The organism is Nocardia rhamnosiphila NBRC 108938 (assembly GCF_000720425.1).
In the GTDB taxonomy this organism is placed as follows: Bacteria; Actinomycetota; Actinomycetes; order Mycobacteriales; family Mycobacteriaceae; genus Nocardia; species Nocardia rhamnosiphila.
Genome location: NZ_JOAJ01000009.1, coordinates 343,816 through 369,570, shown reverse-complemented (window position 1 = coordinate 369,570; position 25,755 = coordinate 343,816). Strand labels below are relative to the sequence as shown.

Below are 25,755 nucleotides of genomic sequence, written 5' to 3'. Positions count from 1 at the left end.
GCTCGCCTCCCGCTCCCGCCTGTACCGCCGTCGTTTCCGCGCCGGCCACCCGCCGCGGACTGCGCCCAACGGCAGCGATGGTCCGTACTCGGCGAACCGATGGCGACGGATGTACCCCCGTGTCACCGACGCGGGGCCGGAAACCGGCCGCCGTGAAAGAATGCTATGCGATATGGCCGAATTCACGACGGGCGAAGCCGTGGCGATCGAACTGCCGGTCGCTCGCGTCCCGACCCGTGCGGCGGCGTTCGTACTCGACCTTCTCCTGCAGGCCGTGCTCGCGATCGTGTTGTTCACCGGCGTGCTGCTGCTCGTCGACGGCGACGATGCCGATCCGTGGTTCACGACCCTGACACTGGTGTCGCTGGTCACCGTGCTCGTCGGGTATCCGGTCGCGTTCGAGACGCTGTTGCGTGGTGCGACCCCGGGAAAACTCGCGCTCGGGCTGCGGGTGGTCCGCGCCGACGGTGGCCCGATCGATTTCCGGCACGCCCTCACCCGCGGCCTCACCGGCGCGATCGTGGATTTCTGGATGCTCGGGCTCTTCGGTGCCATCGCCGTGGTGAGCTCCATGTGCTCGCCGCACGCGCGCCGGGTGGGGGATGTGCTCGCGGGCACCGTGGTGGTGCATATGCGGCAGCGGCTGTCGGTGCCCGCGCTGGCCGTTCCGCCGGTATGGCTGACCGGCTGGTCGGCCGAATTGGATCTCGCGGCGCTGCCCGAGGATCTGGCCCTGGCCGTGCGGCAGTATCTGACCCGGATCAGTTCGCTGACCCCGGCGGCGCAGCACGAACTCGGATACGCACTCGTCCACGCGGTATGCGCCCGGCTGCGGGTCGCACCGCCGGCCGGGTACCCGCCGGTGCAGATCCTCGGCAGCGTGATCGCCGAACGTCAACGCCGTGCGCTTCCGGCGCCCCCGCCCCCGGCGGCGTTCGTCCTGCCGCCGGTGTCGTTCACTCCCGTGCCCTGAGGCCGACAGGCCGGCCACGGGATCAGAGAGCTCCGGAACGTTTGAGTTCCAGGTACTCGTCGGCCAGGGCAGCCGGCAGATCGGTTCCGGCCGCGGCGACCACCGCGATACCCATTCGGCGCAGCGATTCCTGAAGAACCGCATGCTCGGCGATCCGCGTTTCGGCGGCGGCTGCCCGGTACAACGCCGGCAGGCTGCCGCGGTCGGCGGCCGCTGCGGCGATATCGGGATCGGTGACCGACACGATCAGTACCCGGTGCCGCTCGGCCAGGACGGGAAGCACCGGAAGCAGGTTCTCGGTGACCGCCGCGCCGTCCAGGCTGGTGAACCAGACGATCAGGCTGCGCCGCCGGGCCCGCTGGACAGCGGCCCGGACCAGCCCGTCGGCATCCGTGTCGACCAGCGCGGGGGTGACACCGGCCAGGGCGTGCATGAGTTTGGGCTGGACGCCGCGGCCGACCCCGGTGGGCACCTCGGCGCGCACCGCCCGGTCGTAGGCGAGCAGGCCGACCATATCGCCGCCGGTCGCGGCCAGGCCGCCCAGCAGCAGGGCCGCCTCGATCGCCGACTCCAGGCGGGTGCCCGCACCCACGCGTCCCGCGCTGATCCGGCCGGTGTCCAGGAGCATGAGCACCTGCCGGTTGCGTTCCGGACGCCAGGTGCGGACCAGTACATCGGTGGCTCGCGCGGTGGCCCGCCAGTCGATGGAGCGGACATCGTCGCCCGGTACATATTCGCGGAAGGAGTCGAACTCGGTGCCCTGGCCGCGTACATCGGCCGGATTGCGGCCTTCCAGATGATGCAGCCGTTTCACCTTGGCGGCGAGGAGCCGTTCGCTGCGGAACGGGGGCAGAGCACGGACCCGGGCCGGGACCTCGCGGTGGAATTGATGCCCGGCCAGCCCGAGCGGCCCCCACAGACGCAGCGTCACCGGGCCGGCGGCGCGATCGCCGCGCCGGGCGGGAAAGAGATTGGTACGCAGCCGGATCCGGCCGGATGGCGGGACGGTGATCCGGTGTTCGCGCTCGGTGGCGCGGGCACTGTCGGGCCAGTCGTCCCAGAGCAGTCCCCGCACTGTCCGGGCGCCGGTATTGGTCAGCGTCAGCTCGACCTCCGTGTGCGCGCCCAGACGCAGCACCGACAACTCGGGCCGGTGCAGCGTCAGCTCCGCGCTCCGCGCGGCCAGCAGGCGGTCGGTCACGGCGAGCGCGAAGATCAGCGCACTGGCCATCAGAACCGCGACCCAGGACGGAGCCAGCAGCATGACCGCCGTTGCCGCGACGGCAGCGACGGTGACCAGCCGGCCGGTGACGACCACGCCCTACACCGGGACCGGGATCGACAACAGCAGCGAAGCCATCACCTGTTCGCCGGTGACTCCGTCCAACTCGGCTTCGGGACGCAGTTGCAGGCGGTGTCGCAGCGCCGCCACGGCAACGGTCTTCACATCGTCGGGCGTGACGAAACCTCGTCCGTTCAGCCAGGCCAGCGCCCGGGCCGCGGACATGAGCGCGGTGGCGCCGCGGGTGGACGCGCCGTGCTGGACAGCCGCCGCGGTCCGGGTGGCGCGGCACAGATCGACGATATAGGCGAGAACCTCCGGGCGGACCGTGATCCCGGCGATCGCGGACCGGGCAGCGGCGATATGCGCCGGCCCGGCCACCGGCCGTAACCCGGCCGCGGTGAGGTCGCGGGGGTCGAAACCGTCTGCGTGCCGCTGCAATACGCGGAACTCGTCGTCCCGGTCGGGGAGATGGATATCGACCTTGAACAGGAACCGGTCCAGTTGGGCCTCGGGCAGCGGATAGGTGCCCTCCTGCTCGATGGGATTCTGGGTGGCGACCACGACGAAGGGGTCCGGCAGCGGGCGGGGCGCGCCGTCGACCGAGACCTGGCGCTCCTCCATGGATTCCAGCAGCGCCGACTGCGTTTTCGGTGGGGTGCGATTGATCTCGTCGGCCAGCAGCAGATTGGTGAACACCGGACCGTCGCGGAAGGTGAACTCGGCCGAATGCGGATCGTAGATCTGTGATCCGGTGACATCGGCGGGCATCAGGTCCGGGGTGAACTGGACGCGGGCGTGCCGTAGGTCGAGGGCGGTGGCCAGGGCCCGGACCAGCAGGGTCTTCGCCACACCGGGGACCCCTTCCAGCAGTACGTGGCCGCGGCACAGCAACGCCAGCACCAGATACATGACGGCGTTGTCGTTACCCACCACGGCCTTGCCGATCTCGGTGCGCAGCGCCGCGAAGGCGGCGGCCGCCTCGGCGGGGGTGGGGTCCGTGGCTCCTCCCGTGTCGGCCTTGGTGGTGTCAATGCTGGTCATCCGACCTCCGCTTCGATCCATTCGAGTTGCGCGGCAACGATTTCCAGGGCCGATGCGTCGGGCACCGGCCCGTACAGGGCCGACCCGACGACCGCCGGGTCGGCGCCGATCCGCGCGGCGACCGCCGCCGTCAGTTTCTCCGGGGAGGCCCCGGTGCCGAGCGCGCGGCGTAATCTGCGCACGGTCGCGGCGCGCAACACACCCGCGATATGCGCGTGATCACCGGAGCGGCGGTAGAGCCCCGCCTGTCCGGCCAGCAGTTCATCGGCCGCGACCTCCACCGGCCGCGGTTCACCGACCACCGTGCCCCGGCGCCGTGCCCGCCACCACACCAGCAGGGCGGCGGCGATCAGGAACTGCAGTCCGCCGAAGGCCAGCCAGTCGGGGGTTCGCTGGAAAAGGGAGTCGTCGCCGGTCGGCCGGGGCAGGTCCGGGTCGTAGTCGCCGCTCGGCGGGTCCATCGGGGGCGGGTCGAGCGGCGGCGCGTCCGGGGCGCGCGGCGCGCTGGGCCCGGAGCAGCCCTGCAGTACCGCGTACAGCACCAGCAGGAGCACGGCCAGCGCGGCCGACCAGGCCCAGAACCGGGGGTCGCGCAGTACCGCGGGCCACTTCCCGGAACCCGGTCGCCATCGCGACCCGCGGCGGGCCGGTTCGATATCGAACGGTTCGGCCGCCGGGGGTGGCGCCGCCGCGGAGAACCGGTCGGCCCGCGTCAGGCGGCGGTACTCCTCTTCATCCGCCCGGCGGCCGCCGTAGACGACCTCGTCGAACGATCTGGCGGCGGCCGGGAGTTCACCGGAGTCCCCGGCGGGCAGGCCGGCCGCCGCTTCGTGCGAGGTTTCGCGGGCTGTGCGCGATCGGCGCACCTCGAGCAGACCGCGCTGTTCCAGCCCGCGCAGCACCGCACGGAAACGTTCGCGTAGCGCGGTATCGAAGTCACCGGAGGCGGCCGCGTATTCGGCGGCGGCCGAATGGACCGCGGCGGCGTCCAGCCGGGGCGGCTCCGGAACGGTCCGGGACGGCTCGGTCACCGGCCGCCTCCGTCGGGGATGCGGATATCGGCGCCCTCGCGCCGGCAACGCAGGTCCAGGTAACCGACCACTCGGGCGCTGGACTCCACGATCTCGGTGAAGGCCGCCAGCAGCAGGCCGGCGACGGTGACCAGCACCAGGAACGCCCACCGGTGGGTGCCCGAGATATCACCGACGAAGAGCAGGAGGCCCAGCAGCGGTGCCACGAGCAGTGTGAACAGCAGGTGCCGGCAGATCCAGAGGCCGGTTCGCCGGGCACGCAGGTTCGCGACCAGTGCGCCCGACCGCGCCAGCGCCGCCCCGGCGCCGACACCCTCGGCGAACAGCACCGGCACGGCCGCGAAATGACGCGCGCGCAGCCAGGCCAGCCAGAGCAGGCAGCAGGGATAGGCGACCACGAACCAGAACAGGCCGCCGAGAAAGGTGAACGGGAAGAGCGCGGCGCTGATACCCAGGACCGCGGCACCGATCGCGGTGAACGAGAGCTGGGTGAGCAGCAGCGGGCCCAGCCTCCCGGCGGTGCGGCGCAGACTTTCCCGCAGCCCGATCGGCTGCCGGCCGACCCGGGCCAGGCCGGTGCCGACCGTCACACCGCGGAGGACCAGCCGGACGACCCAGGCGCTCCCGAGTGTCGCGAACAACGCGGCGAGGGCGGTCCCCGTATCGGAGCCGTCGGTCAGATGCGAGACGAGTCCGATCGACCCGGCCACCATGAGTTCTCCGGCCACCAGCAGTACCGCGGCACAGCCCGCCAGCGTCCGGATATCGGCCTGTAGGAGCGCGAACGGCGCGTCGAGCAGTTCGCGGAAACTCAGCGGACGGATCGGAACCGTCGCTACCTGGGCTCGGCCTTCCGGATGTCTTCCCGCCCCGACGGAACCGGCCGTATCAGCGGCAGGCTGCACGCGGCCGAGTCTAATGGGCGCCGGTGCGGTCCGCGCCGGTCCGGAGCGAAGGTGGCGATATGTCTGCCGGTGCGGTGGGGCGCGGCGCGCGGGTGAGCATGCGGGCCGTGTGGCGGTCAGCTGCCCGGGGGCAGTTCGCGAGGCGCGGGGGTCTGTCGTTCGCCACCCGCGGGCAGCATGGCGGGGGTCGCCGGCTCGAGATGGGTCGTGGCGGACACGATGGCATCCGAGCCCAGGGTGATTTCGGCGTCCACCGCGTCGCCGCGGCGGCCGGCCGGACGGTTACGCACGGTGCGCGAATCCTCGATACCGCTGTCCACACTGACCTTCCGTGCCCGGCGCAGGGTAAAGGTGATCTCCTCGGCCTCGGTGAGCACCTGGCGGGCGGTGCGCAGCGGCCGGCTCGCCGTATCGACGGCGGTGTCGATGGCCGAGCTGACGAAACCCGGGACCAGCGGGCGGATCCAGCGGGCGGCGGTATCGGTGAACGGAACGGTGCCGATGATCGGGAGCTCCAGTCCCGCCGGCTGCCGGACCGCGACCTCTTTGCCCAGTGGTACGGGCAGGTCCGATCCGTCACTTCCCGGCGGCAACGCGTTGTTCGGGGCCGCCGCCGGTACGGCGGGGTCGGGGTCGCGTTCGGTGACGCCGATCTCCAGCCCGCCGAGCGCGGCGATGACCCGGGTGCGCTGGCGTTCCCGGTCGATGGTGGTGTCGGCCTCGGCCACCAGTTCGGCCGTGGTGAGCTGCTGCTGGAGCTGGATGGCGGCGGTATCGGCCCGGACCCGGGCCTCCTTCTCGGCGATGGCCGCGTCGGCGGCGCGTTCGGCGCGGTCGCGGACGGTGTCGGCGGCCCGGCGCCGCTCCTGCGCGGTCTCGCCGCGCCACCAGCGCAGGATCAGCGGCAGCAGGGCCAGCAGAACGAAAAGCGCCCAGATCAGCGCCCGGAGTGCCAGCGCGCCCGGCTCACCGACGGTGTATTCGTGTGCCGCCGACCATCGCGCACCGAACCCGCGGTCACCGCCGGCGGCCACCGCCTGCGCGTCGTGCAGGGCCAGACGGGCATCGGATACGCGCTGGTCCAGCGGGGTAACCCGGTTCTGCGCGGTGCTCAGCGCGGTGCGGGCGTCGTCGAGCATCGCGTTGGCGGTCTGCGCCTCCGGTCCACGACCGGGCACTCCGGTGATCTTGGTCTGCGGGCACTGCGGGGTGGGGTTGAACTCGCACCGGGCGATGATCAGGGCGTTGTCGATATCCGCGGTGGCCGCCGCGATGGTCCCGTCCAGCGCCGTGCGGTCGGTGACCGCGCGGTCCAGTTCGTCCTGCGCGGTTCGGACGGCGGGAGCCGAGGCGGTCGCGGTCGCGGCCCGCTCGTCGAGTATCCGGTCGACCGTGCCGCCGAACAGTACGGTCACCGCCATCTCGGCCACCACCACGCCGGCCAGCAGCGCAGTACCGACCCGCGCGGCGACCGCCGGAACATTGACGGTGCCGGCGGGCAGATCGGGGCGGCCGGTGGGCTGGGCCCCGGCCAGCGCCCGGCCGAGCAGGCCCGCGAGGAGGCCGCCCACCACGGCGATGGCGGCGACCGCGGCAGCTGGTTGATCGGCGGCGCTCATGGCGGAGGCGGTGACCGCGCCGGCGACGAGGGCGAACAGCGCCACCCCCGCTCCGGTGACGGTGTAGCCCGTGCGCTCGTATCCCTCGGCGGTTTCGGCGGGCTGCCCGCCGCCGAGCCGGATGAACATGCCGGTGACGCTCATGGGACCCCCATATCCTTCACAGCAGTCATCGGCACTCCTTTGGAGCAGGCATGCGGTCCGCGGAGGCCGCAGCGAAGGCGGAGGTATCGCACCATCGATTCGTTGTCTCAGCGTGACAGGACACACGCCTGTCCATCGACCCTTGGCGATCGGGTGTGGGGATCTTCACAGGGGTGTCGCGCAGCATACGGTGACCGATCCGCGCGCCGCGTCCCTCCCGTACTTCCGACGCTGCCGAAACTCGCGCTCGCGCAACGGAAGCGAGCTGTGAGTGGCCCGTAAAAGTGTGTCGTAAACCACTGGATAGATGGTTTGCTGATCAGATGCTGGAGGTGCCGATCAGCAAAACAGGCCGAACGGTCGGATCATGTTCTGTGCTTGTCACGACGCTGTCACGAACATCTCACCGAGGTGCGCAACAGTTAGCCGCAGGCTGATGGGTTTGCCGTCCGTCGGTCTCGGGAAATCATCTTCGATGCAGGTGAGCGTGGGTTCGGCGGATGCGGCGCGGCATCGGGAAAGGCTCGGAACCGATGGATCGCCGCTGTTCGGAGGGCCGATCCGGGATCGATTCACCCCCGAAAGCTGCTTTACACTAGAAAACGCGCATATGTGGAGGAACGAATGAAGAAGCCCAGCTAGACCCGATTATTAGGGCAACCTTGGTTGGTTGGGTCCCGGACCTGGCTTATCGTTTGCTCTTACGCCGCACATACCCATGTCCGGCCGAAGGGCATGCTCGGGCGACCACCGATCAGGCCAGCCTAGCGGGCGAAATCCCGCTCCCGGGTTCCGGACGCGTAAGCGTTTCGTTACCGGCGGGTACCTGCGCACAGCGACAGGTGGAAAAACTTCAGACGTGACTGCACGCCGAACACCATCAGCGCGGCTGGTGTCGGCCAACGTACGAACGCAGTCCAAGCAGGGAGCGTTCGACAGTACCGGCGTTCGACAGGGCGTTCTCGCAAAGGCCGCACCACGTCGAGGTCGACTTTCTCGAAGGCAGAGGCATGACGCAACTACCTGGCCACAGGTCCCCCGGACCCATCGGGCTCTACGACCCGGCGAACGAACACGACGCCTGCGGTGTCGCCTTCGTCGGTGATATGCACGGCCGCCGCAGCCGTGACATCGTCGACAAGGCTATTACGGCCCTGTTGAATCTGGAGCACCGCGGTGCCGCGGGCGCCGAGCCGAACTCCGGTGACGGCGCGGGCATCCTCATCCAGGTACCCGACCGGTTCTTCCGGGCAGTCGTCGACTTCGACCTGCCGGCGGAGGGCTCCTACGCCACGGGCATCGCCTTCCTGCCGCAGGCCCGCCGCGAGGCCGCGCGCGCCTGTTACGGCGTGGAGAAGATCGTCAAGGAAGAGGGCCTGACGGTCCTGGGCTGGCGCGAGGTACCGATCGACGAATCGTCGCTCGGTGCGCTGTCGCGTGATGCCATGCCGCTGTTCCGGCAGCTGTTCATCGGTTCGCCCGCCGATTCGGCCGAACCGCTGTCCGGGATGGATCTCGAACGGCGCGCCTACGTGGTACGCAAGCGGGTCGAGCACGAACTCGGTCGCGCGGGTGCCGGCGAGGGCGCGGTGGGCAAGGAGTCGGTGTACTTCCCGAGCCTGTCCGGCCAGACCTTCGTCTACAAGGGCATGTTCACCACCCCGCAGCTGCGGGCCTTCTACCTGGACCTGCAGGACGACCGGGTGGAGAGCGCCCTGGGCATCGTGCACTCCCGGTTCTCCACCAACACTTTCCCGTCCTGGCCGCTGGCCCACCCGTTCCGCCGGGTGGCGCACAACGGTGAGATCAACACCGTCGCCGGTAACGAGAACTGGATGCGGGCGCGCGAGGCGCTGCTGCGTTCGGACATCTTCGGCAAGGATTCGGCCGGCAAGAACCGGCTGGACAAGATCTTCCCGGTCTGTACCCCGGGGGCCAGTGATACCGCTCGCTTCGACGAGGTCCTGGAACTGCTGCACCTCGGCGGCCGCAGCCTGCCGCACGCGGTGCTGATGATGATTCCCGAGGCCTGGGAGCGCAACGAGAACATGGACCCGGAGCGCCGGGCGTTCTACGAGTACCACTCGATGCTGATGGAACCGTGGGACGGCCCCGCGTCGGTGTGCTTCACCGACGGCACCGTCATCGGCGCCGTCCTGGACCGCAACGGTCTGCGCCCGAGCCGGATCTGGGTCACCGACGACGGCCTGGTGGTCATGGCCTCCGAGGTCGGTGTCCTCGATATCGACCAGTCCAAGGTCGTCCGCAAAATCCGCCTGCAGCCGGGCCGCATGTTCCTGGTCGACACCGCCCAGGGCCGGATCGTCGGTGACGACGAGATCAAGGCGCAGCTGGCCGCCGAACATCCCTACCGGGAATGGCTCGACGAGGGCATCAAGAACCTCTCCGACCTCCCGGACCGGCCGCATATCCACATGTCGCACGATCGCGTGCTGATCCGCCAGCAGATCTTCGGATACACCAACGAGGAACTCGAGCTGCTGATCTCGCCGATGGCCAAGACCGGCGCCGAAGCGCTGGGTTCGATGGGTACCGACACCCCGATCGCGGTGCTGTCGGCGCGCCCGCGGCTGCTGTTCGACTACTTCTCCCAGCAGTTCGCGCAGGTCACCAATCCGCCGCTGGATGCCATCCGCGAGGAGGTCGTCACCAGCCTGCGCCGCCATATCGGTCCGGAGTCCGACCTGCTGCACCCGAGCCCGGAGTCCTGCCGGCAGATCGTGATCCAGCAGCCGATCATCGACAACGACGAACTGGCGAAGCTGGTCCACATCAACGACGACGGCAGCCAGCCCGGGCTGCGCTCGGTCGTCGTGCGCGGCCTGTACGAGGTCGCGGCCGGCGGCGAGGGCCTGCGCCGGGCGCTGAACGCGATCAACACCCAGGTCTCGGCCGCCATCGACGGTGGCGCCCGGATCATCGTGCTGTCCGATCGCGAATCCAACGAGAAGCTCGCGCCGATCCCGTCGCTGCTGCTCACCGCGTCGGTGCACCACCATCTGGTCCGGGAACGCACGCGCACCATGGTCGGTCTGGTGGTCGAGGCCGGTGACGCCCGCGAGGTGCACCATATGGCGACGCTGGTCGGTTTCGGTGCCGCGGCGATCAACCCCTACATGGCCTTCGAGTCGATCGAGGACATGCTCGAGCGGAGTGCTCTGCAGATCCCCGGCAGCACCGGAGACCTGCCCGCCGACTACCGCAAGGCCGTCGCGAACTACAACAAGGCCGCCAGTAAGGGCGTGCTGAAGGTGATGTCCAAGATGGGCATCTCCACCGTCGCCTCGTACAACGGCGCCCAGCTGTTCCAGGTGATCGGTCTGTCGCAGGAACTGGTGGACGAGTACTTCACCGGTCTGCGCTCGCACCTGGACGGAATCGGCCTGGATGAGATCGCCACCGATGTGGCCACCCGGCACTCGGTCGCCTTCCTGGAGAACCGCAACGAGCGCGCCCACCGCGAGCTCGAGGTGGGCGGTGAGTACCAGTGGCGGCGCGAGGGCGAATACCACCTCTTCAACCCGGACACCGTTTTCAAACTGCAGCACGCCACCCGCAGCGGTCAGTACTCGATCTTCAAGGAGTACACCAAGCTGGTCGACGACCAGTCCGAGCGGCTGGCCTCGTTGCGTGGCCTGTTCAAGTTCAAGAAGGGCGCGCGCTCCCCGATTCCGATCGAGGAGGTCGAGCCCGCCAGCGCGATCGTGAAGCGTTTCTCCACCGGCGCCATGAGCTACGGCTCCATCTCGGCGGAAGCGCACGAGACCCTGGCCATCGCGATGAATCGCCTCGGTGGTCGCTCCAACTCCGGTGAGGGCGGCGAATCGCCGGCCCGGTTCGAGCCGGAGGACAACGGTGACTGGCGGCGCAGCGCGATCAAGCAGGTGGCCTCGGGCCGCTTCGGCGTGACCGCGCACTACCTGACCAACTGCACCGATATCCAGATCAAGATGGCCCAGGGCGCCAAGCCGGGCGAGGGCGGCCAGCTGCCCGCGCACAAGGTGTACCCGTGGGTCGCCGAGGTCCGCCACTCCACCCCTGGTGTCGGCCTGATCTCGCCGCCGCCGCATCACGACATCTACTCGATCGAGGATCTGGCGCAGCTCATCCACGACCTGAAGAACGCGAATCCGCAGGCGCGGATCCACGTGAAGCTGGTCGCCGAGCCCGGCGTCGGCACGGTCGCGGCGGGTGTGTCCAAGGCGCACGCCGATGTGGTGCTCATCTCCGGCCACGACGGCGGGACCGGTGCCTCCCCGCTGACCTCGCTCAAGCACGCCGGTGGTCCCTGGGAGCTCGGCCTGGCCGAAACCCAGCAGACCCTGCTGCTCAACGGTCTGCGCGACCGGATCGTGGTGCAGGTCGACGGTCAGATGAAGACCGGTCGCGATGTCATGATCGCTGCCCTGCTGGGCGCCGAGGAGTACGGTTTCGCGACCGCGCCGCTGGTGGTCTCGGGCTGCATCATGATGCGGGTCTGCCATCTGGACACCTGCCCGGTGGGCGTGGCCACCCAGAACCCGGTGCTGCGTGAGCGGTTCACCGGTAAGGCCGAGTTCGTCGTGAACTTCTTCATGTACATCGCCGAGGAAGTCCGGGAACTGCTGGCGGAACTGGGTTTCCGCACCCTGGACGAGGCCATCGGCCGGGTCGATCTGCTCGACACGGGTAAGGCCAAGCGGCACTGGAAGGCCAGCAAACTGGATCTGTCGCCCATCCTCGACGATGTCGAGACGGCGTTCATGTTCCAGGACCGCCGCCGGACCAAGGAACAGGACCACGGCCTGGACAAGGCGCTGGACAACGAGCTGATCGCGCAGAGCCGCGACGCGCTCGAGTTCGGCAAACCGGTCCGGATCGATACCAAGATCACGAACGTGAACCGCACGGTCGGCACCATGCTCGGCCACGAGGTGACCAAGCTCTACGGTGGCGCCGGCCTGCCCGACGACACCATCGACATCACTCTCACCGGCTCGGCCGGTAACAGCTTCGGTGCGTTCGTCCCCGCCGGTATCACCCTGCGGGTGCAGGGCGATGCGAACGACTATGTCGGCAAGGGTCTTTCGGGCGGCCACCTGGTGGTCCGCCCGGCGCCCAACGCCCCGGCCGATTTCCGGGCCGAGGAGAACATCATCGCGGGCAACGTGATCCTGTTCGGCGCGACCAGCGGCCAGGCGTTCATCGGCGGTGTGGTCGGCGAACGGTTCGCCGTACGCAACTCCGGCGCCACCGCGGTGGTCGAGGGCGTCGGAGACCACGCCTGCGAGTACATGACCGGTGGCCGGGTCGTCATCCTGGGCGATACCGGACGCAACTTCGGTGCCGGTATGTCCGGTGGCCTCGCGTTCGTGTACGACCCCGACGGCACCTTCGCCGGCCGGCTTAACCCGGAACAGGCCGAGGCCGTCGAACCGCTGTCCGGTGACGATTTCACCTGGCTGCGCGACATCATCGGCCAGCACCGCGAGCAGACCGGCTCGGCGGTGGCCGAACGGATCCTGGGCGATTGGTCGCAGCAGGTCAACCACTTTGTGAAGGTCATGCCGCGCGAGTACAAGAAGGTGCTGCTCGCCATCTCCGAGGCCGAGAAGAGCGGTAAAGATGTCGATGAGGCGATCATGGAGGCCGCTCGTGGCTAGTAAGAAAACTCCGGCGGCGTCGATGAGGCGCTGTGACTATTCGAGGCCGCTCGTGGCCGGTAAGAAGATTCCGCAGGTGGCGTCGATGAGGCGCTGTGACTATTCGGGGGCCGCTCGTGGGTGACACCCAAGGATTTCTGAAGCACACGTCCCGGGAGCTACCCGAACGCCGTCCGGTGCCCTTGCGGCTGATGGACTGGAAAGAGGTCTACCAGGAGGGTTTCCCGCACCAGACCCTGCAGCGGCAGGCCAGCCGCTGTATGGACTGCGGTATCCCCTTCTGTCACAACGGCTGCCCGCTGGGGAACCTGATCCCCGAATGGAACGACCTGGTCTACAAGGACCGCTGGCGCGAGGGTATCGACCGGCTGCACGCGACCAACAACTTCCCGGAATTCACCGGGCGGCTGTGCCCGGCGCCGTGCGAGGCGTCCTGCGTGCTCGGGATCAACCAGGACCCGGTGACCATCAAGCAGGTCGAGGTCGAGATCATCGAGAACGCCTTCGACGAGGGCTGGGTCGCGCCGGTCTACCCGACCCGGCTCACCGGTAAGAGGGTCGCGGTCGTGGGGTCCGGCCCCGCGGGTCTGGCCGCCGCGCAGCAGCTCACCCGCGCCGGTCACACCGTGACCGTGTTCGAGCGGGCCGACCGCATCGGCGGTCTGATGCGCTACGGCATCCCGGAATTCAAGATGGAGAAGCGCTTCATCGATCGCCGCCTGGCGCAGATGGAGGCCGAGGGCACCATCTTCAAGGCCGGCGTCAACGTCGGTGTCGATATCACCGCCGACGAGCTGCGCGAGAAGTTCGACGCGGTGGTCCTCGCCGGTGGCGCCACCCAGGCGCGTGACCTGCCCATCCCGGGCCGGGAACTCGACGGGATCCACCAGGCCATGGAATTCCTGCCGTGGGCCAACCGGGTCCAGCACGGCGACCCGGTGACCGACGACAAAGGTCTGCCGCCGATCCACGCGCACGGTAAGAAGGTCGTCATCATCGGCGGCGGTGACACCGGCGCCGACTGCCTGGGCACCTCGCACCGGCAGGGTGCGGCCAGCGTGCACCAGTTCGAGATCATGCCGCGGCCGCCGGAGGAGCGGGCCGGTTCCACTCCGTGGCCGACCTACCCGCTCATGTACCGGGTGTCCTCGGCGCACGAAGAAGGCGGCGAGCGGGTGTTCTCGGTGAACACCGAACGTTTCGTCGGCGCGGACGGCAAGGTCACCGGGCTCGATGCGCACGAGGTCAAGATGGTCAACGGCCGGTTCGAAAAGGTCGACGGCACCGATTTCACCCTCGAAGCCGATCTGGTGCTGCTCGCCATGGGCTTCGTCGGTCCCGACAAACCGGGTCTGCTGACCGATCTCGGGGTCGGCTACGACCAGCGCGGCAATGTCCAGCGGGACAAGAACTGGTCCACCAATGTCCCCGGTGTCTTCGTGGCCGGCGATATGGGCCGCGGTCAGTCCCTGATCGTCTGGGCCATTGCCGAGGGCCGGGCCGCCGCGTCCGCGGTGGACCGGTACCTGGAGGGCGAGACGGCATTGCCCGCGCCGATTCCGCCGACCGCCGTCGCCCAGCGCTGACCTCGGCGCGGCGGTCCCGAACCGCCGAGCCGGAGATGCTGCGGCACAAATGAATACGCTACGGCGCGGTGTTCCCGGGTTTTTCCGGGGGCACCGCGCCGACGTATTTCGGGCGCGGGCCGAATTCGACACGCAGCTTTTCCGGTGAAATACGGGTGATCGCTCGTCTCCGGTGGTCAGGCCGGGGTTGGGCTGGCGATACCAAGATCGTCGCTCTATTGTTATCTGCGGTGTGTCCCGGTACGAGATCGTGATCCGATCGTGTAATTGTGACGCGTGGTTGTTGTTCACCTGTTACACACATCGGTGTCATCGGCCGGGGTCAGCATCTTGGCGATGACTTAACGGGAGCGTCCCGATCAGGGGCCAGGGTTGACTGGAGCAGAATGCAGTTCAAGAGGGTTGCCGCGGCGCTGGGTGCCTGTGCGGCGGTTGCGTCGGGAGTGGTTTTCGGGGGATCGGTGGCAACGGCCGACCCCGGATGCCCGAGTCTGTATGTGGTGGCGATTCCCGGGACCTGGGAAACCGGCCACGACAAGCGCCCCACGCCGGGCATGCTCGCCCGGGTGACCAACGGCCTACCGTCCTCGGCGAAGGTCGACTACGTCACCTACGCGGCAACCGCTTTTCCGTGGGAAGGCGATATCTACGCCGACTCCAAGAACGAGGCCGTGTCCAATGCGCGCGGCATGATCACCGATATGGTGCAGCGCTGCGGCGGCACCAAGGTCGCACTGGTGGGTTACAGCCAGGGTGCCGACGCCGCCGGGGATCTCGCCGCCGAGATCGGTACGGGCCTCGGCCCGATCCGGCCGGAGAGTATCGCGGGTGTCGGGCTGATCTCCGATCCGCGGCGGGCGCCCGGTGATGTTCAGGTCGGTCCGCCCGCGCCGGGTGCCGGGGCCGGCGGCCCCCGGGTCGGTGGATTCGGCTGGGTCAGCGACCGTACCCGCACGGTGTGCATCCCCGATGATCTCTACTGCGCCACCGCGTCGGACGATTTCGTCACCCGATTCGCCGGTTTCCTCGCCCAGAGTTCCGACGCCAACCCGGCCAATATCTGGCGTTACCAGCTGGAAGTCGGCGCCATCGTGAGCGATCTGATCTCCAACGGCGGTCTGCCCACACTGCAGGCCCAGCTGACCCGCGGCGCCAACGAGCAGCGGGTCAAGGATCTCGACACCTTCTACCGGTCCGAGTCGCATGTCGCCTACGGCAGCTACAAGGTCGGTGGCGGCCAGACCGCGCTGTCCTGGATGCACAACTGGATCGCCGGAATGGCCTGATCAGCCGGAGATATTGCGGGGGAGCAATTCCCAGACGTGTCCGTTCTCGTTGACGGTCGCCGCGGTGCGGCGACCGGTCCGGGAGAACAGGATCCGGGTGATCGAGCAGTAATCGATCGGGAAGGTCAGCGGCCGGGCCAGACCGAGAATGTCCTGCAGAGTGACATTGATGACGCCGCCGTGCGCGAACACCACCACGGTATCGGCGGCCGGGGTCGTGGAGGCGATCTCGGTGATCGCGTCGTGTACCCGGTGCCGGAAGGCATCGGCATCGATCTGCACCGGGAGGTGCCCGGCCTTGATCCGGTCGTAGGCGTCCCGGAACTCCACCTTGGCGTCCTCGATCGGGATATAGGACGGCAGGTCACGATCGTATTCGGCCAGATCGTCCATGGTATCCACGTCCAGGCCCAGCTTCGCGGCCGTCGGCGCGGCGGTTTCGCGGGCCCGGCGTTGCGGGCTGCTGATCACCCGCACGATGCGGTGGTGTTCCAGGGCGGCCGGTACCCGTTCGGCCTGCTCCACGCCGATGGGCGCCAGACCGGGGTCGGCTGCCTGCCCGGCGTTGTCGACCCGGAGCGGCTGGCCATGGCGAACGAGTATCAATTGCACGCGTCCACTCTGCCGCATCGGCCCGGTGGGTCGGCAGCGAGGTCGCGGAGCCGGTCGGCCGATCGATGAAATCCCGGGTGGTCTCGAAAAGCCCAGGGGCCGGTTCGCCGTGATCACGGCGAACCGGCCCCTGTGTACCGGGTGAGCCTATTGCCCGGTGGGCGGGTACGGCGGCTGGCCGCCCTGCGGGGGATTGGGGTAGTTCGGGTCGGACGGGTAGCCGCCCTGCTGCGGGTAGCCACCTTGCGAGGGGTAACCACCCTGCTGCGGATAACCGCCCTGCTGGGGGTAACCGCCCTGCTGGGGGTAACCGCCCTGCTGGGGGTAGCCACCCTGCTGGGGGTAACCACCCTGCTGCGGGTAACCCTGCGGGGGCTGGCCGGGCTGGGGGAACTGACCCGAGGAGTTGTTGTCGTTCTTCTTCTTACGGGCCAGCAGAATGACGCCGACGATGATCGCCACCACGAGCACACAGCAGATCAGGCCGAACAGACCGAAGCCGCCGCCCTTGCCCTTGCTTCTCTTGCGGGCGCTCAGCTCGACCGCGGACGCCAACGTATCGGTGTTGGCCCAAGCCGAAAAGTCCACCTGGCCGGCGTGGGTGAGCAGGTCCACGTAACTCAAATCGAACCCCGTTCCGAAGGTAGGCCCCTCCTCCCGGGGCCGAAGTCACTACACCGTACTTCCCCGAGCGGCGGGGCGGAAACATTCCCTCCGATCAGTACGGGGAAGTGCCTGATCATCGCGGCCGGACCAATGGGAACGGCTGGGTCTCCCGCAGTGCGCGCCCGGTCAGCAGCATGATCACCCGGTCCACGCCCAGGCCCAGACCACCGGTCGGCGGCATGGCGTGTTCCAGTGCGCACAGGAACTCCTCGTCGAGTTCCATGGCCGCCTGGCCGCCGTCGGCCGCGATACGGGATTGGGCGGCGAGCCGCCGCCGCTGTTCCACCGGATCGGTGAGTTCGCTGCACCCGGAGCCCAGCTCGATACCCCACGCCACCAGATCCCAGCGTTCGGCCAGTGCGGTGTCGCGGCGGGCCGGGCGGGCGAGCGGCGACACCGAGCTCGGAAAGTCGGTGTAGAAGGTCGGTTCCCGGGTGGCCTCCACCACCAGTCGCTCATAGAGGGCGTAGACCATCCGGCCCTCGTCCCAGCCGGGTTGATGGACGATATCGGCCTTCTCGCACAGTTCCCGCAGGTCCGGTAGGGCGGTACGGGGCGTGATATCGACACCGACCTCCGCCGACAGCGCCTCGTATATCGACCGCACCCGCCATTCGCCGGAGATGTCCACCGCGTGCAGCGAACCGTCCGGGGTAGGCCGCATGGCGATCATCGCGTCATTGGCGGCCAGCGCGGCCTGCTGCACCAGCTGCCGGCACAGCGTCATCATGCGCCGGTGATCACTATGCGCCTCATAGGCCTCCAGCACGGTGTATTCGGGCAGGTGGCGGGTATCGGCGTGGGTGTTGCGGAAACCCGGCCCCAGTTCGAACAGTTTCTCGACACCGCCGACACACAACCGTTTCAGCGCCGGTTCCGGAGCGGCCCGCAGATGCAGATCGGTGTTGTCGGCGTCGATATGGGTGCGCAGACTACGGGCCGCCGCGCCGCCGGGGCTGTGCTGCAGCACCGGGGTGGTGACCTCCAGGAATCCGCAGTCGTGCAGGGCGTCGCGCAGCGCCCGCAGCACCGCACTGCGCCGGGCCAGCAGTTCGCGCGCTTCCCGGTCGATCATCAGATCCAGGTAACCGCGCCGCATCCGGACCTCCGGGTCGCTGAGGCCGCGCCATTTGTCGGGGAGCGGGTGCAGGCATTTACCGAGCATCCGCCAATCCGCCACCAGCAGGGACAGTTCCCCGCGCCGGCTGTACCCCAGCTGACCGCTGACCGACACCAGATCTCCCAGATCGACGAGTTCACCGAATTCGTCGAGGCGTTGTCGGCCGAGCCGGTCGCGGTCGAGCAGCAGCTGGATATCGCTGGTCCAGTCCCGGACCACCCCGAAGATCACACCCCCGTAGTCGCGCCGGCGCAGCAATCGTCCCGAGACGCGGACCGTCGTACCGCGCGGTGTCCGGCGGGCGGCGGCGACCGTATGCGTCGGCGGGAACGGCAGGGGATAGGGATCGACGTTCGCGGCGGCGAGCCGGTCCAGCTTCTCGATCCGCACCCGCACCTGTTCGGGCCGGTGCGCGGTGATCGGCTCCGGTTCGATCTCCGCGGGCCCGGTATTCGTGCCGGCGCGTGCGGGAGCCGGATGTTCCGGCGCGGCGCGGTGCCGGCCGGTATGCGTGAAGGCCGTGGACCTTCCGTCCGCCCGTGGCAGCAGACCTTCGGCGCGCGCCGCGGCGACGGCGATCCGTGCCAGGTCGCGCGAGGAGTCGCACAGGACGTAGCGGGGATCCCACCGCGGCTGGTACCGCATACTCGCGCGGTGCCACTGGGCCAGCTGCCACCAGCGCGAGAAGGCCAGCGGCAGGGTGCGGGCACCGCGCACGAATCCGGCCGCGGTGTGCAGCGCGGCCAGGGGCTTCCGGGAGGTCGCCGGAATGTACTCGCGTGCCGCCGCCTCGAACACCGACCGGAACAGGGTGAAACTCAGCGAAACCTGGTGGATACCGTGCTGTTCGGCGCGCAACGCGAATTCCGCGATCAGCAGGTCGGTCGTCTCCGTGGTGCTGCCGGGTGCCCGGCGCAGCAATTCCACTGTGGCGCCGGTCTTCCCCCAGGGCACCAGGGACAGCATCCCCAGCACCCGGTCGTCGGTGTCGACGGCTTCCACCAGCAGGCAGTCACCGTCGCGGCGATCGCCGAGACGGCCCAGGGGAAGCGGGTACCCGCGTTCGGTCTCACTGTGCCGCCACTCCTCGGCGCGTACCGTGAGCCGGGCGAGGTCGGCGGTCCCGATATCGCGGTGCCGGCGGATCCGGACTGTCACACCCGCTTTCCGGAGCCGGGTCACCGACTGCCGGACCGGCGCGAGTTCCGGGGCCGCCAAGGAGAAACTGCGAGTGTCGAGGACGGCCTCCGCGCTGGCGGTCACCGCGGTGAGCCCGGCACGCTGGTAGACCGGTACGGCGGATTCGCTCGCTCCGATCACCGCGGCCCGCCAGCCGAAATCCCGGGCGTGCTGCCGCCAGGTCTCGATCGCCTGTGGCCAGGAGTCACGCGCGCCGATCGGATCGCCGAGGGCCAGGCAGACTCCGTACTCCACGCGATAGCCGATGGCCGCCCTGCCGTTGGGCGTGAAGATCAGTGCCCGGTCTCGCCGGGTCGCGAAGTAGTCGATCGAACCGGAGGGGTCCGCGCCCGCCAGCAGTTCGCGCAGCGCCGATTCGTCGGCGTCGGTGAGTGCGTACTCCGTGCGCTGGGTTCGGTGCAGGACCAGGGCGCTTGCGGCGACCGCCAGGGCGCCGAAGAGTCCCACCAGGAACTGGGCCGGGAAGGACGGTACGCCGGGGGGTTCCGGCGAGCCGGGTACCAGATGCGCGGTGAGTTCGGTGATCACCCACAGCGCACGCTGCGCGACGGACGACAGTGCTCCGGGAAGCAGCTGGACCACGACTCCACCCGCGACGGCCGCCATCAGCAAGCCGGCGGCCAGGGTCAGCGCGGCCGGGCGCAGCGCGCAGCGGCGGATCCGCGCGCCGAATTCCGCGCGGCTCAGGACCAGTACGGTCAGCGCGGCCAGATGGATCAGCGCGGCCACCGCGGCATGCCGGTCGTGTGCGCGCAGCAGATCGGCCAGGTTCGCCGGGACCCAGCTCGCCGTGTAGAGCACCAACGCCCACCAGGCGACCCGCTTGCGCCCGGCCAGTCCGAGCGTCAGCAATCCGAGCAGTCCGGCCCACAGCAGGTTGGTATCGGGTGCGTACAGGTAGTAGCGATCCAGGTAGTGGCGGGCGCCGGCGAGCGCCGTCGACAGGGTCGGGGAAAGACTCCACAGCAGGCAGGCGGCCGCGAGAACACCCGAGACCAGCGTGGCGACACGCGGTATCGCCGCGAACCGCCCGGGCGTGCCGGATGGGCCGGGTGGTGCGGGGTGTCGCGGTTCCTGCGTGGATATCACGGTTCCAGTCTGCCGCCAGGAATCACCGAATCATGGCTGTGGCCCGGCGTGTTAATGGTATATCGGTCCGGAAGCGCATGTATTTCCCTGTGCGCGGGCGCGGTTGGCCGATATGGGAAATCGGGTCCCGGGCGTGGCGCGCGAAGCTGCCGTGAAATGCCGGAAATGTCTTCTTGTTACGCATCCGGCGCTGTCCGCGCGCCGGGTGCCCGGGGCCGGTCGGAAAGCGCCGTGACCGGGGGAGTAAGCATGAACCTATGTCGGATCCCATCGATGTGCCGATCGACGACGGCGCCATACGGCTCGGGCAGTTCCTGAAGCTGGCCAATCTGATCGAATCCGGGTCGGAGGCCAAGACCGTTATCGCGGCCGGTCTGGTGCGCGTGAACGACGAGGTCGAATTGCGCCGCGGACGGCAGTTGCAGGTCGGCGATGTGGTCGCCATCGCCGGTCACTCCGCCAGGGTGAGCAGCGGATAACACCGGACCGGCCGTTGCCGGCACCGGACCGCGGCGATCAGGGTTCGGTGCGGACCACGATGCCGTCGTGGTCGCTGTAGAGCATCTCGCCGGGATTGAAGGTGACGCCCCCGAACTCCACCGGGACGTTCTTCTCGCCGCTACCGGTCTGGGTGCTCTTGCGCGGATTCGTGCCCAGGGCCTTTACGCCGATACCGAGGGTGCGCAGAATCGCGGAGTCGCGGACCGCGCCGTTCACCACGACCCCGGCCCAGCCGTTGTCGACCCCGCGGCCGGCGATGATATCGCCGACCAAGGCGGTGTGGATGCTCGCGCCGCCGTCGACGACCAGGACCTGCCCGGCGCCGGGCTCTCCGAGTGTCTGTTTGACCAGCAGATTGTCCTGGAAGCAGCGGATCGTGGTGATCCGGCCGGAGAACACCTGGTGGCCGCCGAACTGGATGAACTGGGTGTCACAACTGCGGATATCGGGCCCGATCTCGTCGGCGAGATCCGCGGTGGCCACCTGCTGCTCTGATTCGGTCACGGTCCCGATTGTGCCGGGTGCGTACCGGCAGCGCCCATCAACCCCCGTGCCCGGGCTGTGTCATCCGCGCGTCGCCGTGCTGTGGGCGGTAGCGCAGGTTGTACACCTCACGATCGCAGTCTTTGCATTTCTCGTGGTCGACCAGATCCGGATCCAACCCGTGCTGTACCAACCGGTAGCGCCGCCACACATAGGTCAGTGCGATCGTGAAGATGATCAGCGGAACGATCATCATGACGATCAGGCCCAGCTTGAGGGTCATCGGGCCCGGGAACAGCAAGATCAGCACGAAGAAGGGGATGATCGGTCCGACGAACCGGATCAGGTAGCGCTCCATCGCCCCGCGGCCGACGACGTCCTGGACCACCCACGCGTGCAGCTCCGCGGGCAGTTCGCCGCCCAGATCGTAGGCGATCCGTTGCTTGAAGGTCGGCTTGTCCATAGCTCCAGGCTATGCCTGTGTGATATCGCTCACCAGGGGTAATTCGGGCGTTGCGTTCAGCCCCGGCCGTGCCGCCGCTCGTAGGCGGCGCGCTCGCGCTCCGCGCGGCGGCGGACGTCGGCGTCGGCCAGCGCCGGATCCAGGCCGTGCTTGACCAGCCGGTTGCGCCGGAAGACGTAGGTCAGCGCCACGGTGAAGTAGATCAGCGGCAGCAGGAGCAGCGCCATCATCGACGCTCCTATCCACAGCGGCCCGGGGACCAGCAGGAACAGCAACAGCACCAGCACCAGCGGCACCAACATCCGCACCAGGTAGCGGCGGGTCGCACCCGGCCCGGTGAGATCGTTCAGCACCCAGTCGGAGTATTCGGCGGGCAGTGTGCGGCCACAGATGTACCCGATCCGCTGGAGGAGATTCGGAGTCGGGGCACCGGCAGCCATGGACCCAGGCTATCCCGTGACTGCCAGCGACGCCGCCAGCCCGAACACCACCGCCATCACCGAAACCTCCACCACCGCGCGCCGCAGCGAGCCCTCGGCCGGCATCTGATGCCGGGCCGCCGCCACCACCCAGCTCCGCCGCCACCACCAGCCCAGCGCCAGCAGGACCGCCAGCAGCACTGTCTTGGCGAGCATGATCCGTCCGTAGCCGGTGGTGACGAACGGTGCGATACCGCCGAGGCGCACCAGACCGTTGATCACGCCGGTCAACGCCACGGCGGCGATCATGGGCAGCGCGACCGCCGAGTACCTGGGCAGTGCGTCGGCCCACCCGCGGCGGCCACGCACCACCAGGGCCAGCGCCAGCAGCAGCCCGAGCCAGGTCGACGCCGCCAGCGCGTGGACCCCGGCCAGTACCGACCCGGCCGGTTGCTGCGACATATGCCCCGTGATCGGTCGCAGGGTCACGCTGACCGCGGCGAACACCAGCACCAGGTCCGGTGAGCGCTGCCCGGGCCGCCGGAAGGCGATCGCGGCGTACACCGCGATCGCCGCGGTGGCCAGCAGGATGGCCAGGCCGATCTGGCCCGCGCTGATCCGGGCCAGATAGGTGCCGAAATCGGCCGGGCTCAGCGCGGTCGCCCCCGAACCCGCCACCTCACCCGCGGCGAAGACCAGAGTGGCGAATTCCAGGCAGCACCACAGTCCGGCCAGAACCGCCATCATCCGCCAGGGGAGCTCGATCCGGTCCGCCAGCCGGGGCAGCACGGCCAGGCCGAGCACCGTCGCGCCCGCGATATCGGCGCAGAAGCGCACCGCCGAGGCCGCCGGAACCCCGCCGAGCGTCCAGGCCAGCAGCACCCCGATCAGGCCCGCCGGTATCACGAGTCCGAGCGCGAACCGGTCGTCGGTTCCGCTCGGGACGCCGTTTCTCACCGCTGGTTCTTGCCCTTGCCCAGGTTCGAGCCGAACAGCGCGAACCCGAGACCGCCGCCGAACAGGACGACCGCACCCACGATGTACACCCAGACCGGGATACCGCCGTCCGAGCCGCCGCTCTCACCGCGGGCGTTCGCGGCCGGGCCCGGAGTACCGGTACCCGGCTTGCTCAGCGTGAAAGCGCGCTCACCGTTGACCACGTGGCCGTCGGCCGAGGTGACCCGGAAGGCCATCCGGTATTCGCCGGCCGGACCGAGTTCACCGACCTCGACGCTGAGATTCCTGCCGTCGACGACCGGCTCGCCCTTGGACCACAGATTGCCGTCCGGACCAACAACGGTCATGGCCGGGAAGTCGGGCTGCAGCGGTTCGTTGAACGTGATGGTGGCGCGCTGCGGCCCCACCTCGACGGTCGCGCCGTCCGCGGGATCGCTGCCCACCACCGCGGAATGGGCGGCAGCCGGGCCGGCCAGCGCGCCGAGGGTCACCATGAGCAGGGTGGCGACCAGCGCGAAGCGCCGGCCCCACCGGGTCGTGCGCTGGTTCATCGCCGGCTCCGGACCACCGCGCCGACTCCGGCGCCCAGCGCCAGTGCGCCCAGCGCCAGCCCCAGACCGCCCAGCCAGCGGGCGGTGGTGTCGCCACCGTCGTCAGCGGGCGCGGCGGCCGCTTCGTCACCGTGACCGCCGTGACCGGCCTCGTCGCCGTTCAGCGCGAGGACGGGCGAGGGGTGTTCGACCGAATCGTGGTCGCCGGTCTCGTTCCAGCGCACGACGGTGCCGTCGCTGTAGGTCTGTTCCGCCGGGAAGGCGACCGACTCCGAGTCCGGGAACGGCCCGAGCGATACCGCGAAACGCTGGAACTCACCCGGCCGGATACCGGGGGATCCCGGGTTCGCGGTCCAGGTGACGGCGGTGATCTGGTCTTTGTCGTTACGGTCGAACTTCGCGGTCCAGCCGGGCACCGGTTCGGTGCGCGCGGTGGAGAACCCGGGCACGGTGATCCGTACCGAAGTGGTGGCGGCGGTATCCGATTCGGTCGGGACGCTGAAGGTGGCGACCGCGCCGTGACCGGGTGTGGCGTCCGGTGCGGAAACACTCACGTGCGCGGCGGCGGTACCGGCCGCGGCCAGTACGAAACCCGCGGCGAAGGTCGCGGTCAGACCACGGCGCAGGACGGGGGAGATCCCGTGGGACATGTGTTGGAAGCTTTCTCTCCGAGGGAAGGGGTGGCGGGGTCGGTGCGCGCGGGCGGTGCGCGTGGACCCGGCGCTCCCTTCGGAGAGCGATGGACCGTGACCGGGGTGGTCGCGGCGATACGGACCCGGGTCGGGCCCGGGGTGGGGCGTGGTGGTTCGAGCAGCGCGCGCAGTATCGAGGACGCGCAACGGTAGAGCCGCTCTGCCGTGGTGATCGCGAGCGCACAGACCACGACAGCGAGCAGGTGGAAGGCGATCATCGCCGCCCCCGGCAGGGCCTCGGACGCCGTCTCGACGGGGGAGCCGTGATGACCGGTGAGGCCGGTCAGCGCCCAGTGCCCGGCGAACTGCCCGGCTGCGAGAGCGATCAGCGTGCTCCGGCCCGGGCCGGTCCGCAACCGGCTCGATCCGCCGATGACCGAACCGGCGGCGGCGCCGGTCACCAGGGCCGTCAGCAGGAGTAACGCCGCTCCGGCGGAGGTCGGGTATCCGCCACCGGCGATGCCGTGGGCGGCGACGGCCAGGATTGCGGTAGTCGCGCCCACCACGCAGCCCCGCAGTGGTGCGGGAGACGGGTACGTGCTGGGCATCGCGGACTTTCGGATTCGGCCGACCTGACCGGGCCCGGCTGGTCGGGGAGTGGGCAGGGCAGTGTCCATGGTCGCCGACCGGCCCAGGGCTCGCGCACCCGGCCCGCAGATCGGACCGGGGACGCCCACTCGGCGGCCGGGGTCAGGCGACGCCGAGGCGAGCGAGGACGTCCGCCTCGATCCGGGACAGCTCGGTGGTGATGGACCTGTACACCGACCGCCGCCGCCCGGCGGGCATCTGGTCGGCGGTGCGGACGGCGGCGGTGAGTGCGTCGAGCCGGTTACGGGCGTCGGCGACGAACTGCTGGGTGTCCTTGTCCTTGCCGGACCGCCCGTCCGTGATCTTGTCCAGTGCGGCCTCGGTATTGCCGATCCGGGCCTGCAGCCGGCCACCGTGCCCGGCGTAGTCGCCGAGTTGGCTCACCCCGACGCCGAGTTGTTTGGCGCGGCGGGCGTCGAGCTCGCCGCGCAGATAGGTCGCGCCGCGGTAGGCCAGCGGGGCGAGCACCGGAACCAGCACCCGTGCCACTCCGATGTACTTCCTGAACTGGGCCGGGCTGAACGGATCACGTTCGGCCCGCGCCGCCGCTTTGAGGGCCGCCTTCTCCTCGGCCTGCAGCGTGGCGACCTGGGCCTTGGCGACCTTGCGCTGGGAACGGGCCTCCGCCCGTTGGCGTTTCCGATCGTTCTTCGCGCCGAGTTTGGCCTCCATGGCGGCCTTGTGCTTGAGAGCCTTGGCCTCGGCCCGCCGACTCGGCCGCCGTTTGCGCTTGGTGAACAACCCCATCGAAGGCCCTCCGTAATGCTGGTTCGCTACGGCGATACGACACGGAAAACCGCACCGTCCACCCGTGTCACACGGTTCGCCGACACCCTATCGGGTTACCGGCCGCGGCGGCGACAGACTCTGCCCCCGGCGGT

The 25,755-nt window shown here is 69.3% G+C and carries 21 protein-coding genes; 5 read left to right on the top strand and 16 right to left on the bottom strand.

Going from position 1 to position 25,755, the window contains the following annotated elements:
- Positions 1-172: 172 nt before the first annotated feature.
- Positions 173-973 (top strand): RDD family protein, encoded by an 801-nt coding sequence (locus IG75_RS0128410; protein WP_051715062.1) that lies wholly within the window; start codon positions 173-175, stop codon positions 971-973.
- Between the two features lie 22 nt (positions 974-995).
- On the opposite strand, the gene IG75_RS0128405 is transcribed toward IG75_RS0128410, so the two are convergent.
- From IG75_RS0128405 to IG75_RS0128385, 5 genes are all read right to left on the bottom strand, one after another.
- A complete protein-coding gene (locus tag IG75_RS0128405) occupies positions 996-2,291 on the bottom strand; it encodes a DUF58 domain-containing protein (protein ID WP_030524416.1) in 1,296 nt (431 codons plus the stop codon).
- Between the two features lie 3 nt (positions 2,292-2,294).
- Complete coding sequence (locus IG75_RS0128400; protein WP_030524415.1) at positions 2,295-3,299, bottom strand: AAA family ATPase; 1,005 nt, start codon at positions 3,297-3,299, stop codon at positions 2,295-2,297.
- Positions 3,296-4,330, bottom strand: a complete 1,035-nt coding sequence (locus IG75_RS0128395) for a DUF4129 domain-containing protein (protein WP_030524414.1) — start codon at positions 4,328-4,330, stop codon at positions 3,296-3,298. Before IG75_RS0128395 ends, IG75_RS0128400 begins: the two co-directional genes overlap by 4 nt.
- A complete protein-coding gene (locus tag IG75_RS0128390; protein ID WP_030524413.1) occupies positions 4,327-5,235 on the bottom strand; it encodes a hypothetical protein in 909 nt (302 codons plus the stop codon). The genes IG75_RS0128395 and IG75_RS0128390 overlap by 4 nt, the downstream gene beginning before the upstream one ends.
- 116 nt (positions 5,236-5,351) lie before the next feature.
- Positions 5,352-6,998, bottom strand: a complete 1,647-nt coding sequence (locus tag IG75_RS0128385; protein WP_030524412.1) for a DUF4407 domain-containing protein — start codon at positions 6,996-6,998, stop codon at positions 5,352-5,354.
- A 1,010-nt stretch (positions 6,999-8,008) separates the two neighbouring features.
- Here IG75_RS0128385 and gltB point away from each other — a divergent pair.
- From gltB to IG75_RS0128370, 3 genes are all read left to right on the top strand, one after another.
- Entirely contained in the window at positions 8,009-12,661 is a 4,653-nt protein-coding gene (gene gltB / locus IG75_RS0128380; protein ID WP_030524411.1) for a glutamate synthase large subunit, read from the top strand.
- Positions 12,662-12,777: 116 nt separating this feature from the next.
- On the top strand, positions 12,778-14,247 hold the full coding sequence (locus tag IG75_RS0128375) for a glutamate synthase subunit beta (RefSeq protein ID WP_030524410.1): 1,470 nt from the start codon (positions 12,778-12,780) through the stop codon (positions 14,245-14,247).
- Between the two features lie 386 nt (positions 14,248-14,633).
- Positions 14,634-15,533, top strand: a complete 900-nt coding sequence (locus IG75_RS0128370) for a cutinase family protein (RefSeq protein ID WP_030524409.1) — start codon at positions 14,634-14,636, stop codon at positions 15,531-15,533.
- Here the strand turns inward: IG75_RS0128370 and IG75_RS0128365 are convergent, their stop codons facing one another.
- The 3 genes from IG75_RS0128365 to lysX form a co-directional block, all read right to left on the bottom strand.
- Positions 15,534-16,145, bottom strand: a complete 612-nt coding sequence (locus IG75_RS0128365) for a histidine phosphatase family protein (RefSeq protein ID WP_030524408.1) — start codon at positions 16,143-16,145, stop codon at positions 15,534-15,536.
- Between the two features lie 147 nt (positions 16,146-16,292).
- The gene (locus tag IG75_RS40655) at positions 16,293-16,769 is read right to left on the bottom strand and encodes a hypothetical protein (RefSeq protein WP_081877185.1); all 477 of its coding nucleotides are present in this window, start codon (positions 16,767-16,769) and stop codon (positions 16,293-16,295) included.
- A gap of 115 nt (positions 16,770-16,884) precedes the next feature.
- Positions 16,885-20,220, bottom strand: coding sequence for a bifunctional lysylphosphatidylglycerol synthetase/lysine--tRNA ligase LysX (gene lysX, locus IG75_RS0128355; protein WP_051714987.1), 3,336 nt, complete (start codon positions 20,218-20,220; stop codon positions 16,885-16,887).
- A 257-nt stretch (positions 20,221-20,477) separates the two neighbouring features.
- Between lysX and IG75_RS0128350 the strand changes: the two genes are divergently transcribed.
- Positions 20,478-20,699, top strand: coding sequence for an RNA-binding S4 domain-containing protein (locus IG75_RS0128350; RefSeq protein ID WP_030524405.1), 222 nt, complete (start codon positions 20,478-20,480; stop codon positions 20,697-20,699).
- 37 nt (positions 20,700-20,736) lie between these two features.
- Here IG75_RS0128350 and rraA read toward each other — a convergent pair whose 3' ends face one another.
- From rraA to IG75_RS0128310, 8 genes are all read right to left on the bottom strand, one after another.
- Positions 20,737-21,225: a ribonuclease E activity regulator RraA gene (rraA, locus tag IG75_RS0128345; protein WP_030524404.1), complete on the bottom strand. Its 489-nt coding sequence runs from the start codon at positions 21,223-21,225 to the stop codon at positions 20,737-20,739.
- Between the two features lie 37 nt (positions 21,226-21,262).
- The gene (locus tag IG75_RS0128340) at positions 21,263-21,667 is read right to left on the bottom strand and encodes a DUF5313 family protein (RefSeq protein WP_051714986.1); all 405 of its coding nucleotides are present in this window, start codon (positions 21,665-21,667) and stop codon (positions 21,263-21,265) included.
- A gap of 56 nt (positions 21,668-21,723) precedes the next feature.
- Positions 21,724-22,107 (bottom strand): DUF5313 family protein, encoded by a 384-nt coding sequence (locus tag IG75_RS0128335; protein ID WP_030524402.1) that lies wholly within the window; start codon positions 22,105-22,107, stop codon positions 21,724-21,726.
- A gap of 9 nt (positions 22,108-22,116) precedes the next feature.
- On the bottom strand, positions 22,117-23,043 hold the full coding sequence (locus IG75_RS0128330; RefSeq protein ID WP_030524401.1) for a CopD family protein: 927 nt from the start codon (positions 23,041-23,043) through the stop codon (positions 22,117-22,119).
- Positions 23,040-23,594: a copper resistance CopC family protein gene (locus IG75_RS0128325; RefSeq protein WP_030524400.1), complete on the bottom strand. Its 555-nt coding sequence runs from the start codon at positions 23,592-23,594 to the stop codon at positions 23,040-23,042. The genes IG75_RS0128330 and IG75_RS0128325 overlap by 4 nt, the downstream gene beginning before the upstream one ends.
- Complete coding sequence (locus tag IG75_RS0128320; protein ID WP_030524399.1) at positions 23,591-24,244, bottom strand: YcnI family copper-binding membrane protein; 654 nt, start codon at positions 24,242-24,244, stop codon at positions 23,591-23,593. Before IG75_RS0128320 ends, IG75_RS0128325 begins: the two co-directional genes overlap by 4 nt.
- Positions 24,205-24,834: a hypothetical protein gene (locus tag IG75_RS0128315; protein ID WP_051714985.1), complete on the bottom strand. Its 630-nt coding sequence runs from the start codon at positions 24,832-24,834 to the stop codon at positions 24,205-24,207. Before IG75_RS0128315 ends, IG75_RS0128320 begins: the two co-directional genes overlap by 40 nt.
- Positions 24,835-24,976: 142 nt before the next feature.
- Positions 24,977-25,621 (bottom strand): DUF6474 family protein, encoded by a 645-nt coding sequence (locus IG75_RS0128310; RefSeq protein ID WP_030524397.1) that lies wholly within the window; start codon positions 25,619-25,621, stop codon positions 24,977-24,979.
- Between the last annotated feature and the right edge of the window lie 134 nt (positions 25,622-25,755).